General features: G+C 72.1%; 30 protein-coding genes. 7 read left to right on the top strand and 23 right to left on the bottom strand.

Annotated features, from left to right (window positions below; all coding sequences use genetic code 11):
* The 22 genes from AB0D46_RS26610 to AB0D46_RS26505 form a co-directional block, all read right to left on the bottom strand.
* Positions 1 to 1,886 (bottom strand): condensation domain-containing protein (locus AB0D46_RS26610; RefSeq protein ID WP_362880990.1); only part of this gene is annotated, 1,886 nt, incomplete at its 3' end.
* A gap of 211 nt (positions 1,887 to 2,097) precedes the next feature.
* Positions 2,098 to 2,310 carry an MbtH family protein gene (locus AB0D46_RS26605; RefSeq protein WP_362880989.1) on the bottom strand — a complete coding sequence of 71 codons (213 nt, stop codon included), beginning with the start codon at positions 2,308 to 2,310 and terminating at the stop codon, positions 2,098 to 2,100.
* Positions 2,311 to 2,374: 64 nt separating this feature from the next.
* Positions 2,375 to 2,992 (bottom strand): DsbA family protein, encoded by a 618-nt coding sequence (locus tag AB0D46_RS26600; protein ID WP_362880987.1) that lies wholly within the window; start codon positions 2,990 to 2,992, stop codon positions 2,375 to 2,377.
* Positions 2,993 to 3,024: 32 nt separating this feature from the next.
* Entirely contained in the window at positions 3,025 to 3,771 is a 747-nt protein-coding gene (gene fabG, locus AB0D46_RS26595; RefSeq protein WP_362880986.1) for a 3-oxoacyl-[acyl-carrier-protein] reductase, read from the bottom strand.
* A 13-nt stretch (positions 3,772 to 3,784) separates the two neighbouring features.
* A complete protein-coding gene (locus tag AB0D46_RS26590) occupies positions 3,785 to 4,264 on the bottom strand; it encodes a beta-hydroxyacyl-ACP dehydratase (RefSeq protein WP_362880985.1) in 480 nt (159 codons plus the stop codon).
* Entirely contained in the window at positions 4,261 to 4,668 is a 408-nt protein-coding gene (locus AB0D46_RS26585) for a hypothetical protein (RefSeq protein WP_362880983.1), read from the bottom strand. The genes AB0D46_RS26590 and AB0D46_RS26585 overlap by 4 nt, the downstream gene beginning before the upstream one ends.
* A complete protein-coding gene (locus tag AB0D46_RS26580; protein WP_362880982.1) occupies positions 4,668 to 4,916 on the bottom strand; it encodes an acyl carrier protein in 249 nt (82 codons plus the stop codon). Before AB0D46_RS26580 ends, AB0D46_RS26585 begins: the two co-directional genes overlap by 1 nt.
* 34 nt (positions 4,917 to 4,950) lie before the next feature.
* Positions 4,951 to 6,078, bottom strand: coding sequence for a beta-ketoacyl synthase N-terminal-like domain-containing protein (locus AB0D46_RS26575; protein ID WP_362880980.1), 1,128 nt, complete (start codon positions 6,076 to 6,078; stop codon positions 4,951 to 4,953).
* 104 nt (positions 6,079 to 6,182) lie between these two features.
* Positions 6,183 to 6,566, bottom strand: a complete 384-nt coding sequence (locus tag AB0D46_RS26570; protein WP_362880978.1) for a hypothetical protein — start codon at positions 6,564 to 6,566, stop codon at positions 6,183 to 6,185.
* Positions 6,566 to 6,973 carry a hypothetical protein gene (locus tag AB0D46_RS26565; protein WP_362880977.1) on the bottom strand — a complete coding sequence of 136 codons (408 nt, stop codon included), beginning with the start codon at positions 6,971 to 6,973 and terminating at the stop codon, positions 6,566 to 6,568. The genes AB0D46_RS26570 and AB0D46_RS26565 overlap by 1 nt, the downstream gene beginning before the upstream one ends.
* A gap of 1 nt (position 6,974) precedes the next feature.
* Positions 6,975 to 7,319, bottom strand: coding sequence for a hypothetical protein (locus AB0D46_RS26560; RefSeq protein WP_362880975.1), 345 nt, complete (start codon positions 7,317 to 7,319; stop codon positions 6,975 to 6,977).
* Complete coding sequence (locus tag AB0D46_RS26555) at positions 7,316 to 8,284, bottom strand: hypothetical protein (RefSeq protein WP_362880973.1); 969 nt, start codon at positions 8,282 to 8,284, stop codon at positions 7,316 to 7,318. Before AB0D46_RS26555 ends, AB0D46_RS26560 begins: the two co-directional genes overlap by 4 nt.
* A complete protein-coding gene (locus tag AB0D46_RS26550) occupies positions 8,281 to 9,129 on the bottom strand; it encodes an alpha/beta fold hydrolase (RefSeq protein ID WP_362880971.1) in 849 nt (282 codons plus the stop codon). Before AB0D46_RS26550 ends, AB0D46_RS26555 begins: the two co-directional genes overlap by 4 nt.
* Positions 9,130 to 9,150: 21 nt before the next feature.
* On the bottom strand, positions 9,151 to 10,047 hold the full coding sequence (locus AB0D46_RS26545) for a beta-ketoacyl synthase N-terminal-like domain-containing protein (RefSeq protein ID WP_362880969.1): 897 nt from the start codon (positions 10,045 to 10,047) through the stop codon (positions 9,151 to 9,153).
* A complete protein-coding gene (locus tag AB0D46_RS26540; RefSeq protein WP_362880967.1) occupies positions 10,044 to 11,195 on the bottom strand; it encodes a beta-ketoacyl synthase N-terminal-like domain-containing protein in 1,152 nt (383 codons plus the stop codon). The genes AB0D46_RS26545 and AB0D46_RS26540 overlap by 4 nt, the downstream gene beginning before the upstream one ends.
* The gene (locus AB0D46_RS26535; RefSeq protein ID WP_362880966.1) at positions 11,192 to 12,457 is read right to left on the bottom strand and encodes a beta-ketoacyl-[acyl-carrier-protein] synthase family protein; all 1,266 of its coding nucleotides are present in this window, start codon (positions 12,455 to 12,457) and stop codon (positions 11,192 to 11,194) included. The genes AB0D46_RS26540 and AB0D46_RS26535 overlap by 4 nt, the downstream gene beginning before the upstream one ends.
* A 34-nt stretch (positions 12,458 to 12,491) precedes the next feature.
* Positions 12,492 to 12,746: an acyl carrier protein gene (locus AB0D46_RS26530; RefSeq protein WP_356882249.1), complete on the bottom strand. Its 255-nt coding sequence runs from the start codon at positions 12,744 to 12,746 to the stop codon at positions 12,492 to 12,494.
* Positions 12,747 to 12,869: 123 nt separating this feature from the next.
* Positions 12,870 to 13,637, bottom strand: coding sequence for a helix-turn-helix domain-containing protein (locus AB0D46_RS26525; protein ID WP_362880963.1), 768 nt, complete (start codon positions 13,635 to 13,637; stop codon positions 12,870 to 12,872).
* Positions 13,634 to 14,386, bottom strand: a complete 753-nt coding sequence (locus AB0D46_RS26520) for an alpha/beta fold hydrolase (RefSeq protein ID WP_362880961.1) — start codon at positions 14,384 to 14,386, stop codon at positions 13,634 to 13,636. Before AB0D46_RS26520 ends, AB0D46_RS26525 begins: the two co-directional genes overlap by 4 nt.
* A gap of 76 nt (positions 14,387 to 14,462) precedes the next feature.
* Positions 14,463 to 15,488: an ACP S-malonyltransferase gene (locus AB0D46_RS26515; RefSeq protein WP_362880959.1), complete on the bottom strand. Its 1,026-nt coding sequence runs from the start codon at positions 15,486 to 15,488 to the stop codon at positions 14,463 to 14,465.
* A 186-nt stretch (positions 15,489 to 15,674) separates the two neighbouring features.
* Entirely contained in the window at positions 15,675 to 16,460 is a 786-nt protein-coding gene (locus AB0D46_RS26510) for a LuxR family transcriptional regulator (protein ID WP_362880957.1), read from the bottom strand.
* Between the two features lie 98 nt (positions 16,461 to 16,558).
* Positions 16,559 to 17,353, bottom strand: coding sequence for a helix-turn-helix domain-containing protein (locus tag AB0D46_RS26505; protein ID WP_362880956.1), 795 nt, complete (start codon positions 17,351 to 17,353; stop codon positions 16,559 to 16,561).
* 602 nt (positions 17,354 to 17,955) lie between these two features.
* Between AB0D46_RS26505 and AB0D46_RS26500 the strand changes: the two genes are divergently transcribed.
* The 4 genes from AB0D46_RS26500 to AB0D46_RS26485 all read left to right on the top strand — a co-directional run bounded on the left by AB0D46_RS26500 (position 17,956) and on the right by AB0D46_RS26485 (position 23,218).
* Positions 17,956 to 18,798 carry a 4'-phosphopantetheinyl transferase superfamily protein gene (locus AB0D46_RS26500; RefSeq protein WP_362880954.1) on the top strand — a complete coding sequence of 281 codons (843 nt, stop codon included), beginning with the start codon at positions 17,956 to 17,958 and terminating at the stop codon, positions 18,796 to 18,798.
* An 83-nt stretch (positions 18,799 to 18,881) separates the two neighbouring features.
* Complete coding sequence (locus AB0D46_RS26495; protein ID WP_362880953.1) at positions 18,882 to 21,761, top strand: non-ribosomal peptide synthetase; 2,880 nt, start codon at positions 18,882 to 18,884, stop codon at positions 21,759 to 21,761.
* Positions 21,761 to 22,687, top strand: a complete 927-nt coding sequence (locus AB0D46_RS26490; RefSeq protein ID WP_362880951.1) for an NAD(P)-dependent oxidoreductase — start codon at positions 21,761 to 21,763, stop codon at positions 22,685 to 22,687. The genes AB0D46_RS26495 and AB0D46_RS26490 overlap by 1 nt, the downstream gene beginning before the upstream one ends.
* Positions 22,688 to 22,720: 33 nt before the next feature.
* A complete protein-coding gene (locus AB0D46_RS26485; RefSeq protein ID WP_362880949.1) occupies positions 22,721 to 23,218 on the top strand; it encodes a nuclear transport factor 2 family protein in 498 nt (165 codons plus the stop codon).
* A gap of 144 nt (positions 23,219 to 23,362) precedes the next feature.
* On the opposite strand, the gene AB0D46_RS26480 is transcribed toward AB0D46_RS26485, so the two are convergent.
* Positions 23,363 to 23,602, bottom strand: a complete 240-nt coding sequence (locus AB0D46_RS26480) for a chaplin (protein WP_281207891.1) — start codon at positions 23,600 to 23,602, stop codon at positions 23,363 to 23,365.
* 434 nt (positions 23,603 to 24,036) lie between these two features.
* On the opposite strand from AB0D46_RS26480, the gene AB0D46_RS26475 reads away from it, so the two are divergent.
* The 3 genes from AB0D46_RS26475 to AB0D46_RS26465 are packed head-to-tail and all read left to right on the top strand — an operon-like array spanning position 24,037 to position 26,539.
* Positions 24,037 to 24,312 carry a polyprenyl synthetase gene (locus AB0D46_RS26475; RefSeq protein WP_362881002.1) on the top strand — a complete coding sequence of 92 codons (276 nt, stop codon included), beginning with the start codon at positions 24,037 to 24,039 and terminating at the stop codon, positions 24,310 to 24,312.
* Positions 24,302 to 25,354 carry a polyprenyl synthetase family protein gene (locus AB0D46_RS26470; protein ID WP_362880947.1) on the top strand — a complete coding sequence of 351 codons (1,053 nt, stop codon included), beginning with the start codon at positions 24,302 to 24,304 and terminating at the stop codon, positions 25,352 to 25,354. The genes AB0D46_RS26475 and AB0D46_RS26470 overlap by 11 nt, the downstream gene beginning before the upstream one ends.
* A gap of 24 nt (positions 25,355 to 25,378) precedes the next feature.
* A complete protein-coding gene (locus AB0D46_RS26465; protein ID WP_362880946.1) occupies positions 25,379 to 26,539 on the top strand; it encodes an oxygenase MpaB family protein in 1,161 nt (386 codons plus the stop codon).
* Positions 26,540 to 26,567: the final 28 nt, after the last annotated feature.

Raw genomic sequence — 26,567 nt, 5'->3', positions numbered from 1 at the left:
CACAGCAACCGGTTCACGATCCCCCGATGGGAAACCACCACCCCCTTGGGACGACCCGTCGACCCCGACGTGTAGATCACGTACGCCGGATGGTCCCGCTCGGGGGCCGGGCCGGCGACGGGGCCGTCGGGCTGGGCCGCGAGCAGGTCGACGGTGTCGTCGATGTCCACCACGAGCAGCGGCGCGGCGAGGCCCGCGGGCAGCCGTACGGCGGTCTCGGCGGTGGTGAGCAGCAGCGCGGGCCGGGCGTCGTCGAGCATGAACGCGATGCGGTCGGCGGGGTAGTCGGGGTCCACCGGCAGGTAGGCGGCGCCGGCCTTGAGCACCGCGAGCAGGCTCGTGAGCAGTTCGACGGAGCGCGGGACGGCGAGGGCCACCAGGTCCTCGGGGCCGACGCCCCGGGCGCGCAGGACGTGGGCGAGGCGGTCGGCGCGGGCGTGCAGCTCGGCGTAGGTCAGGGAGCTGCCCTCGAAGCGCAGGGCCTCGGCGTCCGGGGTGCGCGCCGCCTGCCCGGCCAGCAGCTCCGTCAGGGTGGCCGATGCCTCGTCGTGGGCGGTGTCGTTGTGTCCGCGGACCACGAGGTCGATCTCGGCGTCACCGGCGACCTCGATCCGGCCGACGGGGGATGCGGGATCGGCGGCGGCCAGTCGGCCCAGGAAGCCGAGGAAGCGGTCCTGGTGGGCGGCGATCTCCCGGGGGGTGTACAGGGCCGGGTTGGCGTCGAAGTCGACTTGGAGGCCGCGGCCGTCGGAGCGCTCGTAGACGATCAGGGAGAGGTCGTCGGAGGGGCCGATGGAGAGGTTGTTGACGACGGCGGGCGCCTCGCCGAAGCGCAGCCCGTAGTCGAACATCATGATGTTGATCTCGGGGCCGGCCAGCCGTCCGCCGCCGCTCAGCAGCTTGCGGTCGCGGACCAGGTCCTCGTAGCGGTAGTGCTGGTGCTTCACGGTGGCGCGCAGGTCGGCCGAGACCTGGAGCAGCAGGTCCGCGAGGGTCATGTCCTGGGTGACCGGCACGCGCAGCGGTACGACGTTGGAGACCATGCCCGGTACGGAGCGGGCGGCCTTGCCCAGGCGGCAGGAGACGGGGACGCCGAGGACCACCTCGTCGGCGCCGGTGGAGCGCTGAAGGTAGAGAGCGGCTGCGGTCATCATGGCCGCCGGCCAGGTCACGCCGACCTCGCGGGCGGTGTCCCGCAGCGCCTCCAGGCGGTCCTTGGCGAGGAATTCGGTGCGGCGCACCAGGCCGTGGGCCATGACGGGCCTGGTGTCGGAGAGGCCCACGGGTTCGGGGCAGTCGGCGAGCCCGTCCTGCCAGAACTGCCGGTCGGCGACGAAGCGTTCACCGGCGCGGTACTCGGCGTCGGAGCGGACCAGGTCGGCGACCGTGCCGAAGCCGCTGGGCTGCGGCTCGCGGCCGGCGGCCAGCGCCGTGTACAGCTCGGCGGCACGCCGGGTGACCAGGGCGACGGCGAACCCGTCGACGGTGACGTGGTGGTAGCGGTAGAACCAGAAGTAGCGCTCGGTGTCGACCCGCAGCAGGGCGAAGCGGAAGAGCAGGTCGCGGCGCGGGTCGACGGGCTCGGCGAGCGCCTCGCGCATCCAGGCCTCGGCAGCCGCCTCGGGGTCGTCCTCGCCGCGGACGTCCAGCTGCTCCAGCTGCCAGGCCGGGGCCGGGTCGGCGATCTGCCACAGGCCCTCGTCGTCCTCGACGATCCGCATGCGCAGCGCCTCGGCCTCATCGACCAGGATGCGCAGCGCCTCCTCCAGAATTCCGGCGTGCACCGGTCCCTGGATGTCGAGGTATTCGGCCGCGTTGTAGATCGGGTTTTCCGGGTCGAGCTGCTGGGCGAACCAAATTCCGGCCTGAGCCGCGGTCAATGACAAGGCGTCTCCAGCGAGCATGATTCCCATCCACCCCTAGCGGACAATCGGCAGCCGAAGAACCCGGGCTGTGACTTTCGTAGAACGAATTCCACTCTCACATCTGTCCGAAATCATCGACAACGCCCACTGCATCAACCTGCCATCCGGCCCCGACAACGCCGAACGGGCGTTGCAGATACCTGCCAACGCCCGTCCCCTCGGCTTCTTCCTGTCAGGCCGCGGTGGCCCGGACCAGGCTGGTCGGCCGCATGTCCGTCCAGTTCTCGTTGATGTGGTCGAGGCACTCCTGCCGGGGCGCCGCGCCGTGCCGGACGGTCCAGCCGGCCGGTACCTCCGCGAACGCGGGCCACAGGGAGTACTGGCCCTCTTCGTTGACGAGCACGAAGTAGCTCGCGGCGTCGTCCTCGAACGGGTTGGTCGCCATATCTCTGCTTCCTTTCCTGCCGTGCGTGGTGAAGGGAATTGGTGTGGGTGTCGGAAAAGACGTGTCAGCGGGCGGCCCGTACCGACTCGGCGAATCCGGCCAGCCGGTCGACGCCCCAGTACTTGTCGAAGCCGCTGATGAAGAAGGGGACGCCGAACACGCCGTCCCGGTGCAGGGAGTTCAGGGCGTTCAGCCCCAGCTCGCGGATCTCGGGGTCATCGTGGGCCCGTGCGAGCGCTTCGGGGTCGAGCCCCAGGCCCTCGCCGATCTTGCGGATGGTGTCGGGATCGGAGATGTCCTCACCGAGCTCCCAGCGGGCGCGGTAGGTCTCGGCGATGAACTCACGACCCGCTCCGAGCCGCTCGGCCGCCAGGTACGCCAGGTGCGACACCTCCCAGCGGGGAGCGGGGTCCACCGGCCACACCATGTCCAGGCCGCGGGCCCGGGCCAGGCGCCGGACGTCCTGGAGGATGTAGAGGTGCTTTTCCTTGGACATCGGGACGTACGGGAGCTTGATGTTGCTGCGCTCCAACTCGTCCAGGGCCGGCTCGTCCGGCTCCCAGAAGGGCAGCCATTCGATCGCCGCGGCCACGTCCGCGTGCCGGCCGACCAGGTCCCGGTAGGCCATCCAGGAGTAGGGGCTGCGGAAGGAGAAGTACCAGCGGGGTCCTCGTCGTGCCATCACCGCCTCCAACGGTTCGTGTGCGGGTGGTGCTAGATCGTGATGCCGCCGTCGATCTGCAGGACGGCTCCGGTGATGTACGCGGCCTTGTCCGAGGCCAGGTAGGCGACCAGGTCGGCGACCTCCTGCGCGGTGCCCATGCGGCGCAGCGGGATCGCGGACAGGGCTTCCTTGCGGGCCTTGTCGTTCATCCCGGCGACCATGTCGGTCTCGATGAAGCCGGGTGCGACCGCGTTGACGCGGATGCCGGAGCGACCGGTCTCCTTGGCCAGGGCCCGGGAGAAGCCGATGATCCCCGCCTTGGAGGCGGAGTAGTTGGTCTGGGTGCCGTGGCCGTAGACCCCGGCGACGGAGGAGATGTTGACGATGGCGCCGCCGCGGCGCTTCATCATCCCGAAGACCACCGCGCGGCAGACGTGGTAGACGCCGTCCAGATTGGTGTCGATGACCTGGCGCCACTGTTCGTCCTCCATGAGGACCAGCGGGTTGTCGCGGGTGATCCCGGCGGCGGTGACGGCCGCGGAGATCGGTCCCAGCCCGTCCTCGGTCGCCGTGATCCAGGCCCGTACGGCGGGCCCGTCGGCGACGTCGACGCGGCTGCCCACCACCTGGACGCCGAACTCCTCGCCGGCCTTCTCCAGGGTGCGCGCGGCGTTGTCGTCGGAGCGGTAGCAGAAGGCCACGTCGAATCCGTCGCGGGCGAGCGCGCGGACCGTGGCGCGGCCGATGCCGCGGGAGCCGCCGGTGACGAGGGCCACCGGGTTGGTGCTGTCCGACATGTCGTTCGTCTCCTCAGGCGGTGGCGGGGCGCAGCGCCGCCGCGGGGCGGAAGGCCATGACGATCCGGTCGACGGTCATCACCGTCTCGCCGGCGGAACGGGTCTCCCCGTCGAACAGCAGCGTGTCGTCGACCTTGCGGTCCAGGCGCACGCGGTGTTCCAGGACCTCTCCGGGCAGGACCGGGCGGTGGAACTCGACGCCGGTCATGCCGCCGAAGAGCATCACGCGGCCGTCGAGGACGTCCGGGTTGGGGTCGTCCCAGGTGGCCAGTACGCCGGCGGACTGGCACCAGGACTCCACGAGCAGCGTCGCCGGGTAGGCGAAGTCCTCCTCGGGGGTGTCCGCGTCGAGCCGTTCGTACCAGGGCTCGTTGCAGGTGACGGCTTTGAGGGCGATGAGCCGCTCGCCGGGGACGATGTCCACGACCCGGTCCACCAGCAGCATGGGGAAGCGGTGGGGCAGCCGGGCCCGGATGTCGCGCTGGCCGATCACGCTGCCGCCTCCTCTCCGGTGGTCGCGGGCGCGGCGTAGCGCAGGCGTACGCCGGCCGCGGGGCCCCGTCCGGTGGTGAGCTTGGCCCGCACCTGCCAGTCGCCGGCGGGGGTCCGCTTCCAGGCGAGGGCGATGTCGACCCGGTCGCCGGGGAAGACCGGCCCGGTGAACCGGGTGGACTCCACGGCCGCGAGGCGGGCGCCCTTGGCACCGTCGGGCAGGGTGGCCTCGGCGCCCTGGCGGGCGCATTCGACCAGGCAGACCCCGGGAAAGATGGGGAAGCCCGGGTAGTGGCCGGGGAGCACTGTTTCGGTGTCCGCCACGGTGAACCGGGCCGCGGTGCTCAGCTCGCCGTCGGCGGGCAGCACCTCGACCGCGGCGAGGAGTGGGCTCGCGGCGGGCATCAGGCCGCCTGCGCCGTGTCGATCCGGGCGCGCAGCACGTCGTAGGCGCTGTCCAGGGTGACGATGTGCTTGAGGTCCGATTCCGGCAGCTTGACGCCGTACTTCTTCTCCAGCACCACGACGACCTCCAGGGCCATCAGCGAGTCGACCTCCAGGTCGTCGACGAACTTGACGTCGTCGCCCACCTCGGCCACCTCGACGTCCAGCACCTGGGCGACGAGGGCGCGCAGTTCTTCCTTCTCCAGCACGGTGTTCTTGTCCTTTCGGGAGGGCGGGCCGGCTTCAGCGCAGGCCGAGCAGGGCGCAGCCGACGGTGCCGGTGCGGTCCACGGAGGTGATCACGCCGATCCGGCCGGCCGCCTCGGCGGGCCGGTCCTCGGCGTACGACAGCAGGGCGGCGGCCTGGAAGGCGGCCGCGGCGGCGCCGGTGTCGCCGATCAGGCCGGTCGGCGTGAGGTCGGCGTGGTCGACGGCGCCGAACACCTCGCGCACCGCGTCGGCCTCGCCGAGGCCCTCGCTGCCGGGCGCGCCGGAGCGGGCGACGGCGGCCACCTGTGACGGCTCGACGCCGGCCCGGCGCAGGGCCGCGCGCAGGCAGGCGACGAGGGCGGGGCGGGGGTCGCCGTCGAGGACGACGCCCAGTTCCACGGCGAGGAGTTCGGCGAGCACGGGCTGGTCGGCGTCCTCGGGCGTGTGCGGTTCGACGAGCAGCATGGCGCAGCCCTCACCGAGCGCGGGGGCGGGGGCGGCCGGCGCGGCGTCCGCGCCGGCGGGCTCGCCGCTGTGGTGCTCCAGCCAGGCGCGGGCCTGGCTGAACTCCTCGGCGGCGCCGCACAGCACGGTGCGGGCGCGGCCCGATCCCAGCAGCCTGCGCGAGTAGTTCAGGGCGTGCAGGCCCGCGGTGCGGCCGCCGGCGATGGTGGCGTTGGGGCCCTTGAGGTGGAACCAGATGGCGCTCTGCCCGGCGGCGCAGTTCATGACCGTGTTGGGGAAGCGGGCCGGGTCGACGAAGAAGGGCTGTTCCCCGGTGAGGGAGTCCCGGGTGAAGTCCATCATCGACTGGGCGCTGCCGGTGGTGGTGCCCAGGGCGAAGGCGGCGCCCTCCCCGGTGCCGACGGCGCGGTTGCGCGCCGAGTCGTCCAGCAGGGCGCCGGCGGCGGTGACGGCGAGGCCGGTGACCCGGTCCATCGAGCGGGTGCCCTTCTTGCCGAGCACCTCGCGGACCGCGAAGCCGGGCACCACGTGGCCCACGCCGTCGGGGGTCGTGCCGTACTCGGGCCCGAGGTCGGTGACGGTCGTGCGCCGCTCCCGCAGGCCCTCGGTGAAGGCGGCCCTGCCGATGCCGTACGGCGACACGGCGGACCAGGCGGTGATCACCGGGCGTCCGGTGCCGGTGGTGGGAGTGGTCATGACCGTCACGTGTTCCTTCCGTTCGGGGTGGTGCAGGTGGTGGTGCCGTTCGTGGCCGGTGGTCCCGGGCGTGCCGTTCGTTCCGGTGGTTCCGGGCGGGACGGTCACAGGAAGACGACCATCCGGTACTCGTTCCAGCGGGCGGCGGTCTCGTCGGCGGCGACGAGCCGGACGCCTTCGATCAGCGGCCGGGCGGCCGCGAGGGCCGCGATGTCGGGCTCCTCCACGAGGACGCCGACGCCCTGCTCCAGCAGGGTGCGGACGCCGGCGCGGGGGTCGGTGAGGGTGTCCACCGTCCGGCTTCCGATGCGCAGCGCCGGTACGGGGCCCGTGTCCAGGGCGTAGCTCGCGGCGGAACCGCGCAGCAGGATGTCGAGGCCGCCCAGTTGCCGGTGCAGTTCGGTGGCGAGGTAGAGCTCGTCGAAGAACTGTTTCTCCAGCGCGCCGCGGTAGCCGTGTTCGACGATGGCCAGTACACGGGCGTCCATCAGATCCCCCCCAGGTGCAGGACCTTGTCGGCGGCTGCCGCGTTGGCGGCGTAGCCGCCGGGCGGGCGGATCACCACCTGGGGCAGGTGGTGATCGGCCCCCCGGTCGTCGCTGCAGAAGCGGCAGCCGTACCAGTACAGCCGCCCCTCCCAGGTCGTGAGGAGGTCCTCCACCAGCGCCGCGGTGGAGGGGTACTCCCGGTTCCAGTCGGCGAGGTTGCGCGGCTTGTCGTCGCCGAGGGCGCGTTGGGTGAGCATGGTCGCGTAGCCGCAGGTCCACACCTGTACGGTGGCGCCCCGCTCCAGGAGGGACTGGGTCAGCCGCAGGGCGGTGGTGACCTGGTCCGAGGTGTGAGGGGGACCCATGAGGGTGATGAGCACGTCGGTGTGCGGAATCTTCCTGGCCACTTCAGTGCCACACCACCCGGACGGCCGGATCGAGGATCCAGCCCGCCACCACGTCCATGCCCACGACGCGCAGTTCGGGGCGGAGGGACGCCTCCTCCAGGCCGCGCTGGGCCAGCGAGAAGCTGTCCGCGGCGAGCACTCCGCCCTCCTTCTGGAAACGGTCCAGGTCGCTGTCGCTGCCGGGGACGGCGAGCACGACCCCGTCCTGGACCAGGAAGAGGAGCGCCGTCTGCCCGGTGATCACCTGGGTGACCGCGTCGCGCCGGAAACCGGCGTCCTGCGCGAAGCGCCCCTGGCTCTCGACGAGCAGCAGCCGGGGGGTGCCGCTCTCCCAGTCCTCGCTCACGCCGCCGGCGTCCCGTTGACGGCGTCGAGGACGCGCTGGTCGAAGTTGACGAGGCTCCAGTCGCGACGGTTCTCGATGACGGCGTAGCCGTGCACGATGCGGCCGGTCGCGGTCTTCACGAGCTCGCCGTCGCGCAGGACGTAGAAGTCCATGCGCGAGGTGTAGGTGAAGTCCTTGAAGACCTCCTCGACGGTGTACACCGTGTAGAGGTCCTCCTCCATCAGCGCCTCGTCGAGGATGCGGATGTCGGAGCGGGGCACGACGGGGATCCAGCGGCGGTCGTCGAGCAGCGTCTTGATGGAGATGCCGCGGTCCGCGACGAAGCGGTCCTTGCCCTCCTCCATCAGGCGCAGGTAGCCGGACATCTGGATGCGCTCGGTGAAGTGGCAGTACGGGTACGGGATGTTCCACTTCCAGGCGTACGCGTTGCGGCCGGTGGTCAGGGAGGCGAGGATCTCCTCCTCGGCCGGGGCGGCGGCGGGCGCCTCGCGCTCCAGGTCGTCGCCGAGCTTGGCGACGGCGAAGCGGGCGAGCTGCTCGGGGACCTCGCCGGCCGCCTCGAGGTAGGTGTCGATCCGCAGGGAGACGCGGACCTTCGAGGTGACCGCCTTGTGGATCTCGCCGCCCCGCTCGAACTGGATGGTGACCTTGAAGCCGATGGTCCCGTCGTCGTCCTTGGTCCACGGCACGACCTGCGCCTCGGCGGTGTCGTCCATGTGGAAGGCGTGCAGGATGCGGCTGTCGATGGTGACCAGGTCCAGGCCCAGGCCGTGCTCCTCGTACAGCGCGCGGGCGGGCAGCCCGGACTGGCGGAAGTGGTCCAGTACGGCTTCCTCGACGAGGTAGTTGACGTGCTTGAAGCCGATCCAGGTGCAGATGTTGGACCCCTCGTAGCGGGGGCGCACCGTGGTGGTGGTGGCGGTGGTCAGCAGCGTCTTGACGGCGGTGTCCGTGACGAGGGTCATGCTCGGTGCTCCAGGGCGGTGAGGAGGGCGGGCCCGCTCGGCGGGGTCAGGCCCATGGTCGAGTTGACGAAGCTGCTGACGGCGGCGGCGAACTCGCCCGCCGCGTCGAGCATCGGGAAGTGCCCGCTACCGGGCAGGACGCGGGAGACGGCGTCGGGCAGGGCCGCGGCCAGCGCCACGCCCTCCTGGGGCCGGGCCGCGAAGTCGTGCTCGCCGGCCAGTACCAGGGCGGGCGCGGTGATCCGCCCGGTCTGCAGGGCGGGGGTGCGCAGGTACAGCTCGAAGAAGCGCAGCCAGCCGTAGGGGCCGACGCGGTCGCGGACCCGTTCCCCCATCGCCCGGCGGACGTCGTCCGGGAGCCGGCCGCCGGAGTGGGCGCGGATGCCCTCCTCCATGATCAGGTGGAAGTCGTTGAGGTAGAAACTGATGGCGTTCCAGTCGAACTCCTCGGCCCGGGACCGGTAGAACGGCGACACGAGGACCAGGGCCCGGATGCCGTACTGGCGCAGCGAGTCGACGCCGCCCCGGTTCTTCTGGTCGAGCAGGTCGAGCAGGACGTTGGCGGCCATCGAGTGGGCGACGACCACTTCGGCGCCGCCCGGCACCGCCTCCAGGGCCTTGCCGAGCCAGCCCCGCAGGTTGGGCTGCTCGCCCCAGTCGGCGATGGTCTCGGTCCGCCACGGCAGCCGGGCCGTCCACACCTGGTACGACGGCGGCAGCTCGGGCAGGACCCGCTCCCAGACGCTGTCGTTGGCCGCGAGTCCGTGCAGCAGCAGGACGCGGGGCCCGCTGCCCGCGGTGCGCCGTTCGACGGTCACCGGGCGCAGGTCCACATGGGTGTTCATCACAACCTCCTCCTCGCCCTTTCAGGCAGCTTCGGGAGCGAGCAGCAGCAGGTCCGCGCGCGCGTCATCGACGGTGCTGCCGGTCACGGCCTGTACGGGGCCGCGCTCGCCGGCGTCGAACCAGCCGACGGCGGCGGCGACCTGGAGCAGCCCGGAGGCCCCGGAGGCCTTGCCCAGGTGGGCGGGGGCCTCCCAGCGGCGACCGCGCGCGCCCAGCTCGCCGGCGCCTCGGCTGTACGGGCCGATCACGGCGCGGACCCTCGCGGAGCGTGCGGCGGCGGCGGCCCGGGACTCCACGACCAGGGCGGCGCCGCCGTCGACGGCGTGTCCGCCGCCCAGCAGTCGGCGCACGACCTCGTTGTCGGGCTCGACCCCGAGGACGAGCACCCGGTCGGCGCGGCCGGCGGTGATGATCGTGACGGCCCAGTGCACGGCGTCCAGGCCGGAGGTCTCGCCGTTGCAGACCATGAGGTTGGGGCCGCGCAGCCCGTAGCGGATGGCCGCCGAGGAGGCGATGACGTTGCTGGAGGCGTTGGGCAGGTCCATCGGCGAGGTGGCCGTGACGGTCTCCTCGCGGATGGTGTCCAGCGCCCGGGCCACGGTGTCGAGGTTGCCGAAGTTGGAGCTGGCCACCACGCCGACGCTGGTCGCGGGCACGCCGAGGCCGGCCTTCTCGTCGGCGCCGAGCAGGCCGGCGTCGCGCAGCGCCGCGGCGGTCAGGGCGTAGCCGAGTTGGGTGGCCCGGTCCTTGTAGCGCAGGCCCTTCTTGCCGACGTGCGCTGCGGGTTCGACGGGGGCGCCGCCGCGGGCGGGTCCGTCGGCCAGGGCCCGTACGGTGTCGGCGCCGGGCACCAGGACGGCGGCGCCGGTGACCACCACGGCGGTGCCGGTGACTGCGGTGGCGGACTGTGCGGTCATCGGGGACCCTCCACAATGGCGACGGCGTTGATGCCGCCGAATCCGAAGGCGTTGAGCTGCGCGACCTTCAGGGGCCGGCCCTCGGCGGACTGCCCGGTGACGAAGCGGAACGGCGCGGCTTCCTCGACCGGCTCGTCCAGGCCCAGGGTCGGCGGCACCCGCCCCTCGTTCAGGGCCGTGACGCCCACGATCAGGTTGATGAGTCCGGAGGCGCCGGAGGTGTGGCCGGTCATGGACTTCACGGCGGTCATCAGCGGCACCGAGGCGTCGGTGCCCAGGACGTCGGCGAGGGCGGTGGCCTCGGCCTCGTCGTTGAGCAGGGTGCCGGTGCCGTGGAGCATCACCAGGTCCACGTCGGACGGTTTGACGCCGGCGAGCCGGTGCGCGGCGCGCATGGCCTCGGCGATGCCCTCCGGGGAGGGCGCGGTGACGTGGTACGCGTCGCAGTTGACGGCGACGCCGCGCAGGTGGCCGTGGACCCGGCGGGCGCCCTCCTCGGTGCGGCGCAGCACGATCGCGGCGGCCCCGTCGCCCATGAGGACGCCGGTGCGGTTGCGGTCGAAGGGCCGCACCCGGTCCGGCGGCGTCGGGTGGACGCGTTCCAGGAGCCCGTACATCGACTCGGTCAGGACGTCGACGCCGGCGACGATGACGGTGTCGGGGGCGTCCTCGCCCTCCTGGGCGAGGAGGTCGCTGCCGAGGGCCAGGGCGTACAGGGAGGCGGAGCAGGCGTTGGAGAACGTGTGGGTGACGTCGGCGTTGAAGCGTTCCTTCAGGCCGGTGCCGAAGTGCAGCCCGGAGTCGGCGAAGGGGGATCCGTCACGCCACCACAGCTCCAGCGAGCGCAGTTCGCGCAGGCCGGTACCGACCAGGATCGGGATCCCGGAGAGGTCCTCCCCCAGGCCCGCGTCGGCGGCGGCCTGGGCTATCGCCTCGTGCAGCAGCCGGCTCGCGCGACCGGGTACGTCCTCGCCGACGGCTGGTCGGTCGTCGACCTCGTAGGCGTGTTGCGCCCGGAACCTGGTGCGGTCGAAGCCGCGCAGTTCGGCGCGTCCGCTGACGCCCGCGCACAGGTTCTCGAAGAGTTCACCGACACCGGAACCGGTGGCGGCGACGGCGCCCATCCCGATGATGGGGCGGGTCGTCATGACGCCTCCTTGATCGCGTCGTACCGGCCGAGCAGGACCGCCGCGTTGTTGCCGCCGAAGGCCAGTCCGTTGTTCTGGACGATCCGCAGATCCGCCTCGACGGCGTGGTTCGGTACGCAGTCGACGTCGCACTCGGGGTCGGTGGTGACATGGTTGATGGTGGGTGGGATGAAGCGGTTCTGGATGGCCAGGGCGCAGCCGATCGCGCCGAGGGCGCTGGCGGCGCCCATGCTGTGGCCGAGCATCGACTTCATGGAGACGGTCCGGGGCGGGGTGTCCCCGAAGACCTGGCGGATGGCTCCCGCCTCGGTGATGTCGTTGGCCCGGGTGCCGGTGCCGTGCGCCGAGATGAGGTCCACCTCGTGCGGTTCGACGCCGGCGTTCTCCAGGGCCAGCCGCATCAGTTCGGCGACGCTGTCCCGGTCGGGGGCGACCTGGTGGTGGGCGTCGCAGTTGAGCCCGTAGCCGAGTACCTCGGCGTAGATGGTCGCCCCGCGTGCCAGGGCGGAGTCCAGGCGCTCCAGGACCAGGACGCCCGCGCCCTCGCCGGTGAGGATGCCCTTGCGGTCGACGTCGAAGGGCTGGCAGCGGTCGGGGGCGATGGTGCCGAGCCGGTAGAAACCGGTGAAGGTCTTGCGGCACATCGCGTCCGCCCCGCCGCAGAAGGCGAACTCCGCCTCACCGGAGCTGACGGCGTCGAAGCCGTAGCCGATGGCGTAGTTGCCCGCCGAGCAGGCGGTCGGGATGGTGAGGGCCTCGACGTCGGTGAGGCCGAGCTCCTGGGCGATCGCCACCGAGAGCCGGCCGGCCGGTACGCGCCGGGCGGCCGCGGGTTCGAAGTCGCCCGTCTTCGTGCCGAGTTCGCGCTCGACGAGCTGGTCGAGGTCGTAGCTCTCGCCGTCGGTGGTGCCGATGGAGATCAGGCCCCGCCTGCCGCGCAGCTCCGTCAGGTCGAGGCCCGAATCCTCCAGGGCCATTCGGGCGGCCGCGGTCGAGAACTGCGCGGCCCGGCCCAGCTGTTCCACGTCCAACGTGGTGATCCATTCGCGCGGGTCGAAATCCGTGATTTCGCACCCGTTGGCGTGGGCGAACCCTTCCGTGTCGAACACGGAAATGGGCCGGGCACCGCTACGGCCTTCGCGGAGTCCCTGGAGGAACTCCTTCGCGCCGAGTCCGATGCTGGACACCACTCCCAGTCCAGTGAGAACGACCCGGTGCCGCTCCGGCCGGATACGGCCGGCGCCGTGCTCTGCCGCTGTCATGGCAATCTCCCCATCCTTCCCGACGCCGCTTTCCCTACCAGCCGGCCGGCTCCGCGACGACCTCGTAGACGCCCTTGAGGTTCACCATGCGGGGCAGCTCACTCTGGTTGATCACGATGCCGAACTGCTTCTCCAGGGCGGCGAGGATCTCGATGGCGCGGAGCGAGTCGGCGTTGTGGTCCTCCTTGAAAAGGCTGACCTCGGTGACCTCGTCCTCCTCGATTTCGAGAATGTCGCAGACGGTTTCCTTGATGAGTTCGAGCCGATCGTCGCGCGTTGCAGTCGTCACGCTTTTCCCCTTGTCCGATTTACCGCCGCGAGCGCGGCGCGTTTACTCGCACTGGAATGGTGCGGGCGCGAGTTCTTTTCTCACAACGACGGCTGCAACAACCTGCCACCGTCGCCGCTGAATTCAGCCGGCGGAGCGGCCGGCCGCGGAATTCGCCCGGGTACCGCGCAGCAAGACGTCACTCAAGGAGACGGCCGCGTCCATCGCGGCACGTCGCAGTTCCCGGTCGGGGACCTCGGGCATCCGGCTCGACACCCCCGTCAGGACCAGGGCCGCGGCCACGACGCCGGCCCCGGAACGCACCGGTACGGCGTAGGAGATCAGGCCGGACGCGAGCGGGTCGGGGCCGTAGGCCCAGCCCCGGCGCCGTACGGTCGCCAGTTGCGGGGCGGTGAAGCGGGCCCGCCGCAGCCCCTCGTACAGCACGTCGGGTTCCTCCCAGGCGTACAGCACCTGGGCCGCGGGGCCGGCGGTGGCCGGGCGGGCGGTGCCGATCGCGGCCAGGTCCACGCCCGCCACCCGGTCCACGGAGGAGCCGACGCAGATGTGCAACCCCTCGCGCCGGCGGTGGAGCCGGGCGTCGAGGCCCGTCTCCCCGCTCAGGCGTTCCAGGATCGGCCCGGCGGCCTGGGCGAGTCGGTCGTGGCGTGCCTCGACGGCGAGCAGGCCGAGGCGGGGTCCGAGGGCGAAGCGCCCGCGGGCGTCCCGGGTGAGCAGCCCGAGCCGTTCCATGGCGGTGGCGATCCGGTGGGTGGTGGGGCGGGACAGGCCGCTGTGCGCGACCAGGTCGACCAGGCTCGTCGGGCCGCTCTCCACGATCTCCAGCAGGAGGGACGCCTTGTCCAGCACCCCCACCCCGCAGTCCGGCAGGGGCCGCAGGTCGGTGCTCACCGCTGCGGCGCCAGCCGTGCGCGGATGTCACCGACGAGTTGCTCCCGGCCGTCCACCAGGTAGAAGTGGCCGCCGGGCAGGACCCGCAGGTCGAACCCGTGCGGTGCGATGTCGGACCAGGCAGCGACCTCGTGGGCTCCGACACCGCGGTCGCTGTCGCCGACGTACCCGACGACCGGGCAGGGCAGCTGGACGCCGGGCCGGGCGGCGTAACCGGCGACGGCGGTGAAGTCGGCCCTGATGGCGGGGAGTACCAGCTCGCGCAGGTCCTCGTCGTCGAGCAGCGCGGAGTCGGTGCCACCGAGCTCCTTGACCTGTTCGATCAGCTCGGCGTCGGTGTCGAAGGCCGCCGTGCGCGGGGTGAGCAGGTGCGGTGCCTTGCGGCAGGACACCATCAACAGTTCGGGGGCGACGGAGAACCGTTCGCGCAGCCGCAGTGTGATCTCGTAGGCGAGGGTGGCGCCCATGCTGTGGCCGAAGAGGGCCAGCGGGGCGTCCAGGTACGGCTCCAGCTCGCCGGTGATGGCGCCGGCGAGGTCCTCCAGCGAGGTCCAGGGTTCCTCGCAGACGCGCTCCTGGCGGCCCGGGTAGCGGACGGCGAGCACTTCGACGTCGTCGCCGAAGGCGTGCCCCCAGTCGTGGAAGAAGCTTGCCGAGCCGCCGGCGTGCGGCAGGCAGACCAGGCGCAGGCGCGGTGGCCCGGCGGTCGTGAACCTGCGCAGCCAGGTGCTGTGGGTGCCCAGTGGCATGTGGGTGGTCTCCTCGTGCGTGTGGCGCGGTGGACGTGGGGTGGGCGCGGATGCCGGCCGGGAACGGGGCCCGGCCTCAGTCCAGGGCCGCGGGGCTGTCCAGGGACACGGTCGCGGTGTCCGGGGCGATCCTGCGGATCAGTCCGGCGAGCGTCCGCCCGGGGCCGATCTCTATCAGGCGGCGGCAGCCGAGCGGTCCGACGAGGGTGTGTACGGACGGCTCCCACAGCACCGGGGAGGTGAGCTGGCGGGTGGCCCGCTCGACCCAGTCGCCGCCGGTGTGGGCCCGGGCGTCGACGTTGGCGACCACCGGCAGGTGTGCCGGGGCGAAGGCGGTGTGTCGCAGGGCGGCCCGCAGGCGTTGCGCGGCGGGCTCCATGAGCGGGCTGTGGAAGGCGCCGCCGACGACGGGACGGATCATCTTGGCGCCGATCGAGGGCGCTTCGGCCCCGATCCTGTCGATGCCCTCGACGGAGCCGGCGACGACCGTCTGGCCGGGTGCGTTGACGTTGGCGACCCATACCTCGTGGCCGGCCGTACGCATCTGCTCGGCGAGGCCGGTGACGGCCTCCAGCGGGGCCGCGACCAGGACTCCCATGGTGCCGGGGCGTTGTTCGGCGGCCTCCCGCATGGCCCGGCCGCGGGCGGCGACCAGGGCGGCGGCCGCGCCCGGTGAAAGGGCTCCGGCGGCGGTCAGGGCGGCGTACTCCCCGAGGCTGTGCCCGGCGCAGGCCACCACGTCCCGGCCGTCGAAGGCGCCGCGGCGCACGGCCTCCGCGTGGGCTACGAGGGTCAGCGTGAAGACGGTCAGCTGGGCCAGGTCGGTACGCCGGAGCTGCTCGTCGGGGGTGTCGAGGAGCAGTCGGGGCAGGTCCTCTCCCGTGACGTCGGAGATCTCCTCGGTGATCTTCCAGGAAGGGGTGTCCCGCCAGACGGCGCCCATGGCCTCCTTCTGGGTTCCCTGTCCCGGGAACACGAGCCCTGTCGGCATCCGGTCCATTGCTCCGCCTTCCACGCCGTACGCCGCGTCGTCCACCGGGGGCCGCGAGGATCCGTCGTCGTCGCTCTCGCGATCGACGGATCCCCGCGCGCCTGATGGCATGCAGGACGGGGGCTCTCCATGCCACCGGGAAGGGGCCGAGGATCTACCAGGAGCCCGGTTCCCTGTCCCGGCGCCATACAACTGGCGACGCGGGGCGGGCGGCAACGGAGGTTTCAGGAAGCTGCCGGCGAGCGGCCCGGATGCCCGTCGGGGACGGTGCCGGTGGCAGCAGGGGGCCGCGTGCTGTCAGGCCCGCCCGCCGCCGGGAGCGTCCGGTGCGGTGGGCAGCAGGCCCAGTGCCGCGGCCCGGACCCCGGCCTGGAACCGGGACTGGGCACCGAGCAGCGCCATGATCTCGGCGACGTGCCGGCGGTAGGTGCGCACCGAGACGGTGAGTTCGCGAGCGGCCACCTCGTCGGTGACCCCGGCGCGCAGCGCGCCGAGGATCTGCCGGGCCAGTACGGCCCGGTCGCGGTCTCCGAAGACGATCCGCTCGCCGGCGGGCACGGCGTTGCGCCAGATGCTCTCGAAGAGCGTGTCGAGGGTGTGCAGGACCTCCGGCGCACGGATCATCGAGGCCCGCACGCCGGCCGCCGACTCCGCCATCACCAACGCGCTGGTGCCGTCCACCAGCAGGGCCTGGAGCGGCGGTACCCGGGCCACCCGGATCGCCACCGGTCTTTCCAGCGCGAGCTGTTCGCGGACGAAGTCCTCGTCCACCATCGCCGGGCTGGTCAGCACCCGGACGGCGACCCCCTCGGCGGTCGAGTAGATGAGGTTGCGCTCGGCCCGATCCTGACGGGCCTGTTCCTCCTGCGTGCCGGGCAGCCGGGCGTCGACGATGTCGATCGTCCGCACGGCTCCCCGGATGAGACTCGCCGCGGTGTCCAGAACGGGTGCGTAGCCCCCGTCCACCTCGGCGATCTGCTGCTCCCTGATGCTGCGGTCCCGGTGGATGGCCACCGTCGACTCGATCAGGGCCCGTACTTCCAGAAGCGCTCGCTCCAGTTCGTCCTCGGTCGCATGCGACACGTGGCGCTCACCATCCCCGTTGGTGTGATGTGTTGCTGCGCGGCCCCGTAGGTCGATCGGTGCCACGCGATCCCCGTTTGAGCCGGCCCGCGGCTGCGTCACTCCGAGAGCAGCCCCAGTTCCACCGCGCGCACGCCCGCCTGGAATCGGGAGCCGGCGCCGAGCTCGCGCATGATGTCGGCGACGTGGCGTCGATAGGTGCGCAGGGAGACGTTGAGGTCGCGGGACGCCGCTTCGTCGGTGAGTCCGTCGCGCAGCTTCTCCAGGATCCGGCGGGTCAGGTCGCCGCGGAACTTCGGGCTCAGCGCGAGGTGGTCGTCCAGCCTGCGGCCGCGTGCCCAGGCTCCGGCGAAGAGCAGTTCCAGGGCTCGCACGGCCGCGGCGTCGTGGACCAGGGTCGCCTGTCCGTTGGCACTGTCGGCAGCTGCCCGCACCAGTGCGGAGGAGCCGTCGACCACCACGATGTCGCGCAACTCCGCTTCGCACACCCGCACTTCCAGACGGATGCCGGGAGCCTTGGCCTGCAGGGCCGGCGAGCGGTCGGCGACGTCGGGTGCGCACAGCACGCGCACCACGAGTCCGGATTCCAGCGTGGCCAGGGCCTTCCGGGCGATGTGGTGGAACGCTTCACCGCCCGTGACCGCGATGCAGACCGAGTGCCGGGCACGGCGGACGAGTTCCTCGATGGCGTCGCCGAGCACCGCGACGTCGGTGTGCGGCGCGGCAGGAGCCGGCGCCGACCGGTTGCGGTGCAGCGAGACGGTGGACTCGATGAGCGCGCGTGCCTGTAACAGGGTGCGCTCCACGTGAGCGGCGTGGTCGGACGGTTCTACTTCCGGAATCTCCTCCCGCATTTCTTTCCCATGGGTGGACTCGATCGCGGCACCTGTCATTGCATCCCCCTTGCTCGACCGGTGACTGGATGATTGTGGCTTCAACCCTCCGCAGAAATAGATGCATGCTCAACTATTTCATCAAGCAAATATCATAGCGAGTTTCAAGCACCATTCGAGGTCAGACAGTAGTTCGCCGAATCGCGGCTGGTCAACAATTCCAGAGACGACCGCCCGGGCCGCGGAGTACCTGGTCAGTCGGTACGGCGCGACCTTTCCGACCAAGGGGTCACCGAGGACGTTCGGGGCGCCCGTCGGGCGGACCCGGCCGACGGGCGGCCGGGCGGACGGATGTGCGGAGGGGCGGCTCCAGCTCGATCACGCGTGCATAACGCCACCTGGTGAACAGTCACTTACCGCTGAACACAAGGCGACATGGGAGGAGGTGTCACACCACGCTTGCAATTCGCCGACTTGTACGAAGATTTTCAGCTGCGATGGCAGCAACCTGCACCCACTCCCCGGAACGCAAAACCGCCACTTCCGCTTGCATCACGGGGTGTTCCCCCCGGTTCACGATGCGTGGCGACGGTGTCCGCTTCTGGCCAACTCACCCCGGCTCAAGCATCGCTGGGGCCGGACTCAAGCCTACGGTGACCTCTGTGACCACACGCCACACGGGGACGGAACAGATAACTTATGCGCCATTTTCGGAGACCTCCGACGCAGTCGTCCGGTGGTGGCCGGTACCGACCGGCACGTACCGCGGTGACGACCTCGCCCTCCTCGACGACGAGGAAGCGGACCGCGCCGCAGCGATGAGGTCGGCGGTGGCACGCGCCGGGTTCATCACCTGCCGGGCCGCGGTCAAGCGGGCACTCTCCGAGGTGCTGGGCGTGCCGGCCGACGGGGTCTCCCTCGGCCGCGAGGCCTGTCCCGGGTGCGGCAACGAGGACCACGGGCCGCCCGTGGTGCGGTTCCCCGCGACGGCCTGGCGGATCAGCGTCGCCCACACCGACGGCCTGGGGATGGTGGCCCTCTCGCCCTTCCGGGTCGGTGTCGACGTGGAACACGTCCGCCCGCTCGACGCCGACCGGTTCGACTCCGTGGTGCTCACCCCGGTCGAACGCCGGGCCGTGTACGCGCGACCCGAGGGCGCCGCCCGTACCCTGGCCTTCCTCCGCTGCTGGACCCGTAAGGAGGCCGTGCTCAAGGCCGTCGGGATCGGCATCGCGACCGATCTGACCGCGCTGGACACCGGCGCCGGCGGCTTGGCGCCCGACACCGCACAGGACATCGGCACGGCGCGGGACTTGGCCCCGGCGCAACCCGCCCACACCGCACAGGACTTCGCCCCGGGGCAGATCGTCGATACGGCGCCCCTCGGTTTCCCCGCCCTGTGGCGGACCGTCGGACTGGCCGTGCCCGACGGTTGGGTGGCCTCGCTCGCACTGCCCGCGGGCGCCGCCGGAGGGCCGTACTCCGTACGGCGCCTCGGCGCCTGACCCGTCGCGGCCCTCACGTCCTTCACCCCATTCGGCACGCACGCCTCGTCCCGGCGTGCGGCGAGGCCAGGAGACAGACGACCGTGTTTTCCGCGCAGCCCTCGACCACATCCCACCCGACCCCGACGCCCACGGCCGTCCCGCCGCCGGCCACCCTCACCGACCTGCTGCTCGCCGCCGTCGAGCACCACCCGGACTCGGGTCTGCGCCACTGCCACGGCGCCGCCCACCTCGGGTACGAGGACCAGAGCCACCCCGAACTCCTGGACCGGGCCCGCCGGATCCTCACCGGGCTGCGGGCCCGGGGACTGCGCCCCCGGGACAGGATCGTCATCGCCCTGGATCGTGCGCAGGACTTCCTGCCCACCTTCTGGGCGGCGGTGCTCGGTGGCTTCCTGCCCTGCCCCCTGGCGGTTCCGGCCGGTGACCCCGCGGCCCTCACCGAGCGGCTGCGCCACGTGGGCGCCCTGCTCGGCGGTCCGTTGACCGTCACCAACGCCGCCCTCGCCGACCGGCTGCCGCCGGCGGCTCACCGGCAGGTGGTCCGGCTGGAGGAGTTCGACGGGGCGGAGCCCGCCGAGGAGCTGCACCGGGCCGCGCCCGGTGACACGGCCGTGCTGATGCTGACCTCCGGCTCGAGCAGGGCCCCCAAGGCGGTCATGCTCAGCCACGCCGCCCTGCTCTCCTCGATGGTCGCCAAGAACGGCCACCAGCGGCTCACCGCCGCCGACACCACCTTGAACTGGGTCTCGTTCGACCATGTGGCCGCCCTCCTGGAGTGCCACCTGCTGCCGCTGTCCACGGGCAGCCGCCAGGTCCACGCACCCGCCGCGGCGGTGCTCGACGACCCGCTGGAGTTCCTGCGGCTGATCGACCGGCACGGCGTGACGATGACGTTCTCACCCAACTTCCTGCTGGGGCTCGTGGCCGCGGCGGCCGGTCGTCTCACCGCCACCGGCGAAAGCCTCGACCTCGGCCGGCTGCGGCACGTCATCAGCGGCGGCGAGGCGGTGGTCGTCCCGACCGGCGAGGCGTTCCTGCGCGTCCTCGCCCCGTACGGCCTGGCCCCCGACGCCCTCTGGCCGGCCTTCGGGATGACCGAGACCTGCGCGGGCAGCGTCTACTCCCGGGGCGAGTTCCCCGAGGCCGACCGCGGCGCCGAGTTCGCCGGGCTCGGCACCCCCGTCGCGGGGCTGCGCATGCGCGTCGTCGACGAGGCCGGACGGGTGCTGCCCGAGGGGGAGGCCGGGGAGCTCCAGCTCCGCGGCCCGATGGTCACCACCGGCTACTTCAACGACCCGAGGGCCACCGTCGAGGCCTTCACCGACGACGGCTGGTTCCGCAGCGGCGACCTCGGCCGGATCGAGGACGGCCGGCTGACCCTGGTCGGGCGCAGCAAGGACAGCGTCATCGTCAACGGGGTCAGCTACTTCAGCCACGACATCGAGGCCGTGCTCGAACGGCTGGACGGCGTCACCCCCACCCAGGTCGCTGCTTTCCCCACGCGCCCGGCCGACAGCGACACCGAGCAGCTGGTGATCGCCTTCACCCCCGACCTTCCCGTCGGTGACGAGGCCGGCCTGCACGGGGTGATGACGGCCGTCCGCAGCACGGTGGTCATGCACTGGGGTTTCCGGCCCGCGCTGGTGCTGCCACTACCCGCCGAGGCCTTCCCGAAGACCAGCCTCGGCAAGATCCAGCGTTCGCACATGCGGCGCGGCCTGGAATCCGGTGCGTACGAGGACCACAGACGGGCCGCGGCCGACCTGCGGCAACGCATGTTGGGCGGCCACACCCCGCCCGAGGGGCCCGTGGAGCGGGTGATCGCGGAGATCTACGCCGAGCTGTTCGGCGTCGACCCGGCCGCGATCAGCGCCACGGCGAGCTTCTTCGACCTGGGCGGCACCTCGCTGGACATCCTGCGGCTGCGCGCCAAGGTGGCGCAGCGGCTGGGCGTCACCGGGCTGGCGGTGGTCACCGTCCTGACCGCGTCCACGGTCCGCGCCCTGGCCGCCCTTGTCACCGGCCGCATCCGGACCGGCACCGGTTCGGACACCGGCCGGCACCCGTACGACCCGGTCGTGCCGTTGCAGACCTCCGGCGCCAAGACCCCCCTGTTCTGCGTCCACCCGGGTGTCGGCGAGGTGCTGGTCTTCGTCGGGCTGGCCACCTACTTCGCGGGCGACCGCCCCTTCTACGCCCTGCGCGCCCGTGGCTTCAACGACGGCGAGAAGCCCTTCGCGTCCTACCCGCAGATGGTCGACGCCTACGTGGACGCCATCCGGGCGCGGCAGCCGCACGGACCGTACGCCCTCGCCGGCTACTCGTACGGCGCCTCGGTGGCCTTCGAGATCGCCAAGGTCCTGGAGTCCGAGGGGGAACGGGTGGACTTCGTCGGCAGCTTCAACCTTCCGCCGCACATCAAGTACCGGATGGAGGAACTGGACTTCACCGAGACCGCCACCCATCTGGCGTCCTTCCTGGACCTCATCGACAAGGAACAGGCCGCCCTGCTCCCGGCCACCTTGCGCGGACTGCCCAAGGAGACCCAGGTGGCCCGCCTGATCGCGCTCGCCCCCGCCGCGCGCCTCGCCGAACTCGACCTGGACGAGGGCAGGTTCGCAGCCTGGGCGGAGGTCGCCGACGCCCTGACCGATCTGGGGCGCGGCTACGAGCCGGCCGGGACCGTGCGCGCGATGAGCGTCTTCCACGCGGAACCGCTGCGGGGCACCCGGGAGGACTGGCTGGAGCACCAGTTGCGCCGCTGGGACGAGCACACCACCGGGCCCAACCGGTACCTGGAGGTGCCGGGCGAGCACCACACCCTGATGGGCGCGCGCCATGTGGCGGCCTTCCAGGCGATCCTGCGCCGGGAACTGGACCGCTGCATGGCCGGAGCCGACGCCGCGCGGGCCGCCGGCGGGCGCGTACGTACGAGCCTTGCCGGGGGGAACGAGAAGTGATGAGGGGCAAGAAGATCCTGATCACCGGCGGCACCGGGCAGGTGGCGCGGCCGGTCGCCCGGGCTCTGGCAGCGGACAACGAGGTCTGGTGCGTCGGCAGGTTCGGCGACCCGGGGGCCGAGCGCGAGCTGGCCGACGCCGGGGTCACCACCTGGCGCTGGGACATGGCCGACACCTCGGACAGCGCGTTCAAGGGTCTGCCCGAGGACTTCACCCATGTGCTGCACTCGGCCGTGGACCGCGGCGAGGACGGCGATTTCAACCGCTCCACCGAGGTCAACACGGTGGCGACCGGCCGCCTGATGACCCACTGCCGGACCGCTGAATCGTTCCTGTACGTCTCCACGGGCGCCCTGTACGCCCGCCGGACGCTGGACCACGCCTACGCCGAGGACGACCCGGTGAGCGCGTCCGCCGACTGGCTGCCCGCCTACCCGGTGGGCAAGCTCGCCACCGAGGGCGTGGTCCGCGCGTTCGCCCGAGTGCTGGGCGTGCCCACGACCATCGCCCGCCTCAACATCGCGTACGGGCCCGGCGGCAGCTACGGCGGCGTCCCGATGCTGTACTTCCGCCAGATGCTGGCCGGGACCGCGATCCCGGTCCCCCTGGCGGGCCAGAACTGGTGCTCGCTCCTGTACACGGACGACCTCGTCGCCCAGGTCCCTCACCTGTGGCGAGCCGCCTCGGTCCCCTCGACGCTGGTCAACTGGGGCGGCGACGAGGCGGTCGGCGTCACCGATCTGCTCCGGCACATCGAGGCGCTGACGGGCGTCGAGGCGCGGCTCGCGCCCAGCGAGGTCACCCGGGAGACGTACCGGTTCGACCCCACGCTGCGCCGGCGGCTCACCGGCCCCTGCCTGGTCGACTGGCAGGACGGCATCGAGCGCACCCTGCGCGCCCTGCACCCGCGGCAGTTCCAGCGCTGACTCTCTCGCTCCAACCAACGGGGACACGAAGACATGACGACGATGACCTGCGCGCCCGACCCAACCGACGTGGCCGAGCCGACCGACGCGCCCGACCCAACCGATGCGGCCCACCCGGCCGACGCCCCCGACCCGACCGAGGCGAACCTCGCCCTCGTCCGGCGCGCCTACCGCGCCTTCCACGAGCGCGACGTGGCGGCCCTGCTGGAGACGCTGGACCCGCAGGTGGAGTGGGTGCACCCGCACGGGATGGCCGAGTACGGCCTCGGCGGCACCAAGCACGGCCACGCGGGCGTCCGCGAGTTCCTCTCGCGCGTGCCGGCCGTCCTGGGCGGGATGCGCCTGGAACCGGAGGAGTTCCTGGCCTCCGGAAACCGGATCGTGGTCTTCGGCGTCCGCCAGGTCACCTCGGTCCGCGGCACGACGCGGACCCTGCCCTTCATCCACTCCTGGACCCTGCGGGGCGGGACCGCGGTACGGATGGAGGACGTCTTCGACACCGTCGTCTTCCAGTGCCTGATCGAGAGCTGAGCCGGACCACCGGGACGTGCCGACCCGGACCGCCGGTAACCAGGGGTACGCCCCGCCGCCGCCCGTCCGGGGACGGCGCGCCGGTGCGGACCTTCCGGCCCGCCGGGCGTGCGGTGGGCCGGAAGGGCGTCCTGGTGCGGGTGATCAGGCGTTGACGCAGGTGTTGCCGAAGGCCGGGTTCAGCAGGCCGATGACGCTGACCGAGTTGCCGCAGGCGTTGATCGGGATGTGGATCGGGACCTGGATCAGGTTCCCGGAGAGCACGCCGGGCGAGCCGATGGCCGCGCCCTGCGCGCCGGCGTCCGCGGAGGCCATGGAGGCACCGCCGAACACGACGGCTCCGGCGGCGAGGACGAGACCGGCGCTCTTCAGAACACGCGACATGAGGGTTCTCCTTCAGGAATGCGGACCGACCCGCCCCGAGGAGCGCGCCGCGCCGACCCGTCCGGGCCGGCAGCTGCGATTCGGCGTCCTCACGGGTCCGGCTTGGTGCCTTCCGCGTTCTTCCCCCGCCTGGGTGAAGCGTGCGTTCCGCCGCGCCGCCGTCCTGCCGGAGAGTCGGCCCGCCCTTCTCCGCGGCGGAAGCGGAATACCAGGACGGGGATCAGTACCGCCCCGCCCGGATCTGCCGGATCGCCGCCGCTCCCGAAGCCGGGTGGACATCTGCGTTCGACCGCCGCGGCCGGTGGGATCCGTACGTTCTGGCGAACCCGTCACTCGATCGCGAGTTCCTCCGCGTCCGGGCCGCCGTGACGCGATGCTCGCAAGGGCGACGCGTGACCGGGGTCGCCGGGGCGCGGGTCGAACAGGGGGACGCGATGACGCAGGACGCGGGGCCGGAGGGCAGGGCGGTGCTGCTGGCGGCCGGCCTGGCCGATCTGGCGGTGACGACGGTGGGTTCGGCGTTGGGCACCGTCCTCGACACGGTCGGGGGGCTGCTGCGCCGCTCGGACGCCACGGAGTTGGCGGCGGAGGCCGAGCACGACCTGTTGGCGCGCGGACGCCTGGTCGTGGACCGGTACGCGGCCGTACCCCCGGCCCACCTGGAGCTCCTCGCCCGGCACGTGATGGCCCGCGGGAACCATGACGGGTGAGGGGTGGGCGCAGGCCGCCTTCAAGGTCCGGGTCGACGAGGTGCTGCACCGGGTCGTCGGCGAGGAGGCCGACCGGTTCGCGGCGATCGACGCGAGCCTGGCGGGGGTGGCCGAGCAGCTGGAGGCTTCCGTCGCGCGCGGCAAGCGGCTGCGGGCGGCGTTCTGCTACTGGGGCTGGCGGGCGGTGGGGCAGCCGGACAGTGACGCCCTGGTGCGGGCGGCGGCCTCCATGGAGCTGGTGCACGCCGCCGCCGTCGTTCACGACGACCTCATCGACGACAGCCCGCTGCGGCACGGGCGACCCACCGCGCACGTCGCCCTGCGCCGCGCCGTGAGCGCCTCGGATGCCGATGCCGCCGCGCGGTCGCTGGCGATGCTCGTCGGGGACCTGCTCATGGCTCTGGCCGGTCAGCTGTTCGCCGGCTGCGGTCTGCCCTCCGCGTACCTGGCCCGGGCCCGTCCGCTGTGGTCCGTGATGGCGCGGGAACTGATCGCGGGCGAGTGCCTGGAGATCCTGCGCACCGGAGCCGGTCCGGACACCGCCGCGGCGCTGAAGGTGATCCGGTACAAGACCGCCAAGTACACCGTCGAGCACCCCCTGCTCATCGGCGGGGCGCTGGCCGGCGCCGGGGCGCGGCTGCGCGAGGGCTACTCCGCGTACGGGCTGCCGCTGGGGGAGGCGTTCCAGCTGCGGGACGACCTGCTCGGCCTGTTCGGTGATCCGGAGGACACCGGCAAGGCCAACGCCGACGACCTGCGCGGCCACCGGCCGACGGCCCTGTTGGCCGAGACCTGGCGGCTGGCCGGTGACGAGGACCGGGAGCTGCTGCGCGGTCTGCTGGGCCGGCCCGACCTGGACGCGGAGGGCCTGGACGTGGTCCGCGCGACGATGCGCCGGCTCGGGGCTCCCGACCGCGTCGAGGACATGATCACCGCCCGGGTAGCGGAAGCCCTCGCCGCCCTCCACGACCTGGCCGTACCCGAGCGGGCCGGCACCGCCCTGACCGTCCTGGCGCATTCGGCGTCGGCCCGGCTGTCCTGACCCCGCGCGACAAGGAGCCCTGCCATGACCTACACCGAGGCGTCGATGGACGCACTGCGGCGGACCGGTGACGAACTCGCCGACGCGACCGTGGCCACGCTCTTCGCGCGCGGGGAGGTGGGCAAGTTCAACAGCTTGATGCGCCACGTCTCCACCGCGGGGGCTCCCCTGCCGGACGGTCTGCCCGACGTCGCCCGGGAGTACCTAGACGTCACGAGCTTCCCGCCGGCCTGGGTGGACTGGGGGGAGATGGAGAAGGCGCGGCTGTTCTTCATCGACAACAACGTGCACATCTCCACGGCCCTCTCCTTCGCCTCCATGCCCGCCTGCTACCTCGTTCCGCACGTGGCGAAGTTGCTGTCCGCCACCCACGGGTTGAAGTACCCGTCGAAGCGGATGGCGGAGACGGGCCAGTTCACCGTCCTGTTGATGCAGCCCGACGCCTTCGAGGCCGGCAGCCGTTTCCTGCCCGCCGTGCAGAAGGTCCGGCTCCTGCACGCGGCGATCCGTCACCACCTCGCGCGCGAGGACAAGTGGGACGTCGCGGCGCTCGGGACGCCGATCTGTCAGGAGGACATGATCGGCGGGCAGATGTTCTTCTCGCTGCTCGTGCTGGACAGCCTGCACCGGCTGAACATCCACATGTCCACGGAGGGCGCGGAGGCCTACTTCTACGCCTGGCGGGTGGTCGGGGCCATGCTCGGCGTCGACCAGGAGGCCGTCCCGAAGTCCCTGGACGAGGCACGTCGCTTCCTCGACCTGTACATGATCCGGCACATGGGGCCGTCCGAGGAGGGCGCGCGGCTGACCCGGCAGCTGATCGACCTGTACGAGGAGATCGTGCCCGGGACCTTCTTCGACCCGATCGTCTCCGCGCTCATCCGTCACCTCGTCGGCGACACGAGCGCGGACTGGCTCCGGGTGCCGCGCACCCCGTGGGACACCGTGGTCAAGGCCGCGCCCCACCTGCTCGGCATCCTGGAGACCATCGAGGACCGCTCCCCGCTCGGCGCCTGGGCCCTGGACCGGCTCGGCCACCTCACGACGGTCTTCGAGCTGTCCTCGCTGACCCGGGGGCGCGTCATGCACTACGCCATCCCCGAGCAGCTCAAGAAGGAGTACGGGGTCCCGAGCGGCGTGCCCCGGTCCCACCGGTGGAGTCCCCCGGCCGCCTCGGTCTCGTGACGAGGCCGCGTCGGGGGACCCGGGTCCG

It is taken from the genome of Streptomyces sp. NPDC048383, assembly GCF_040651775.1.
Taxonomy (GTDB): Bacteria; Actinomycetota; Actinomycetes; order Streptomycetales; family Streptomycetaceae; genus Streptomyces.
Note: the sequence above shows the minus strand (reverse complement) of the source record. Positions and strands in the feature narration are given on the sequence as shown.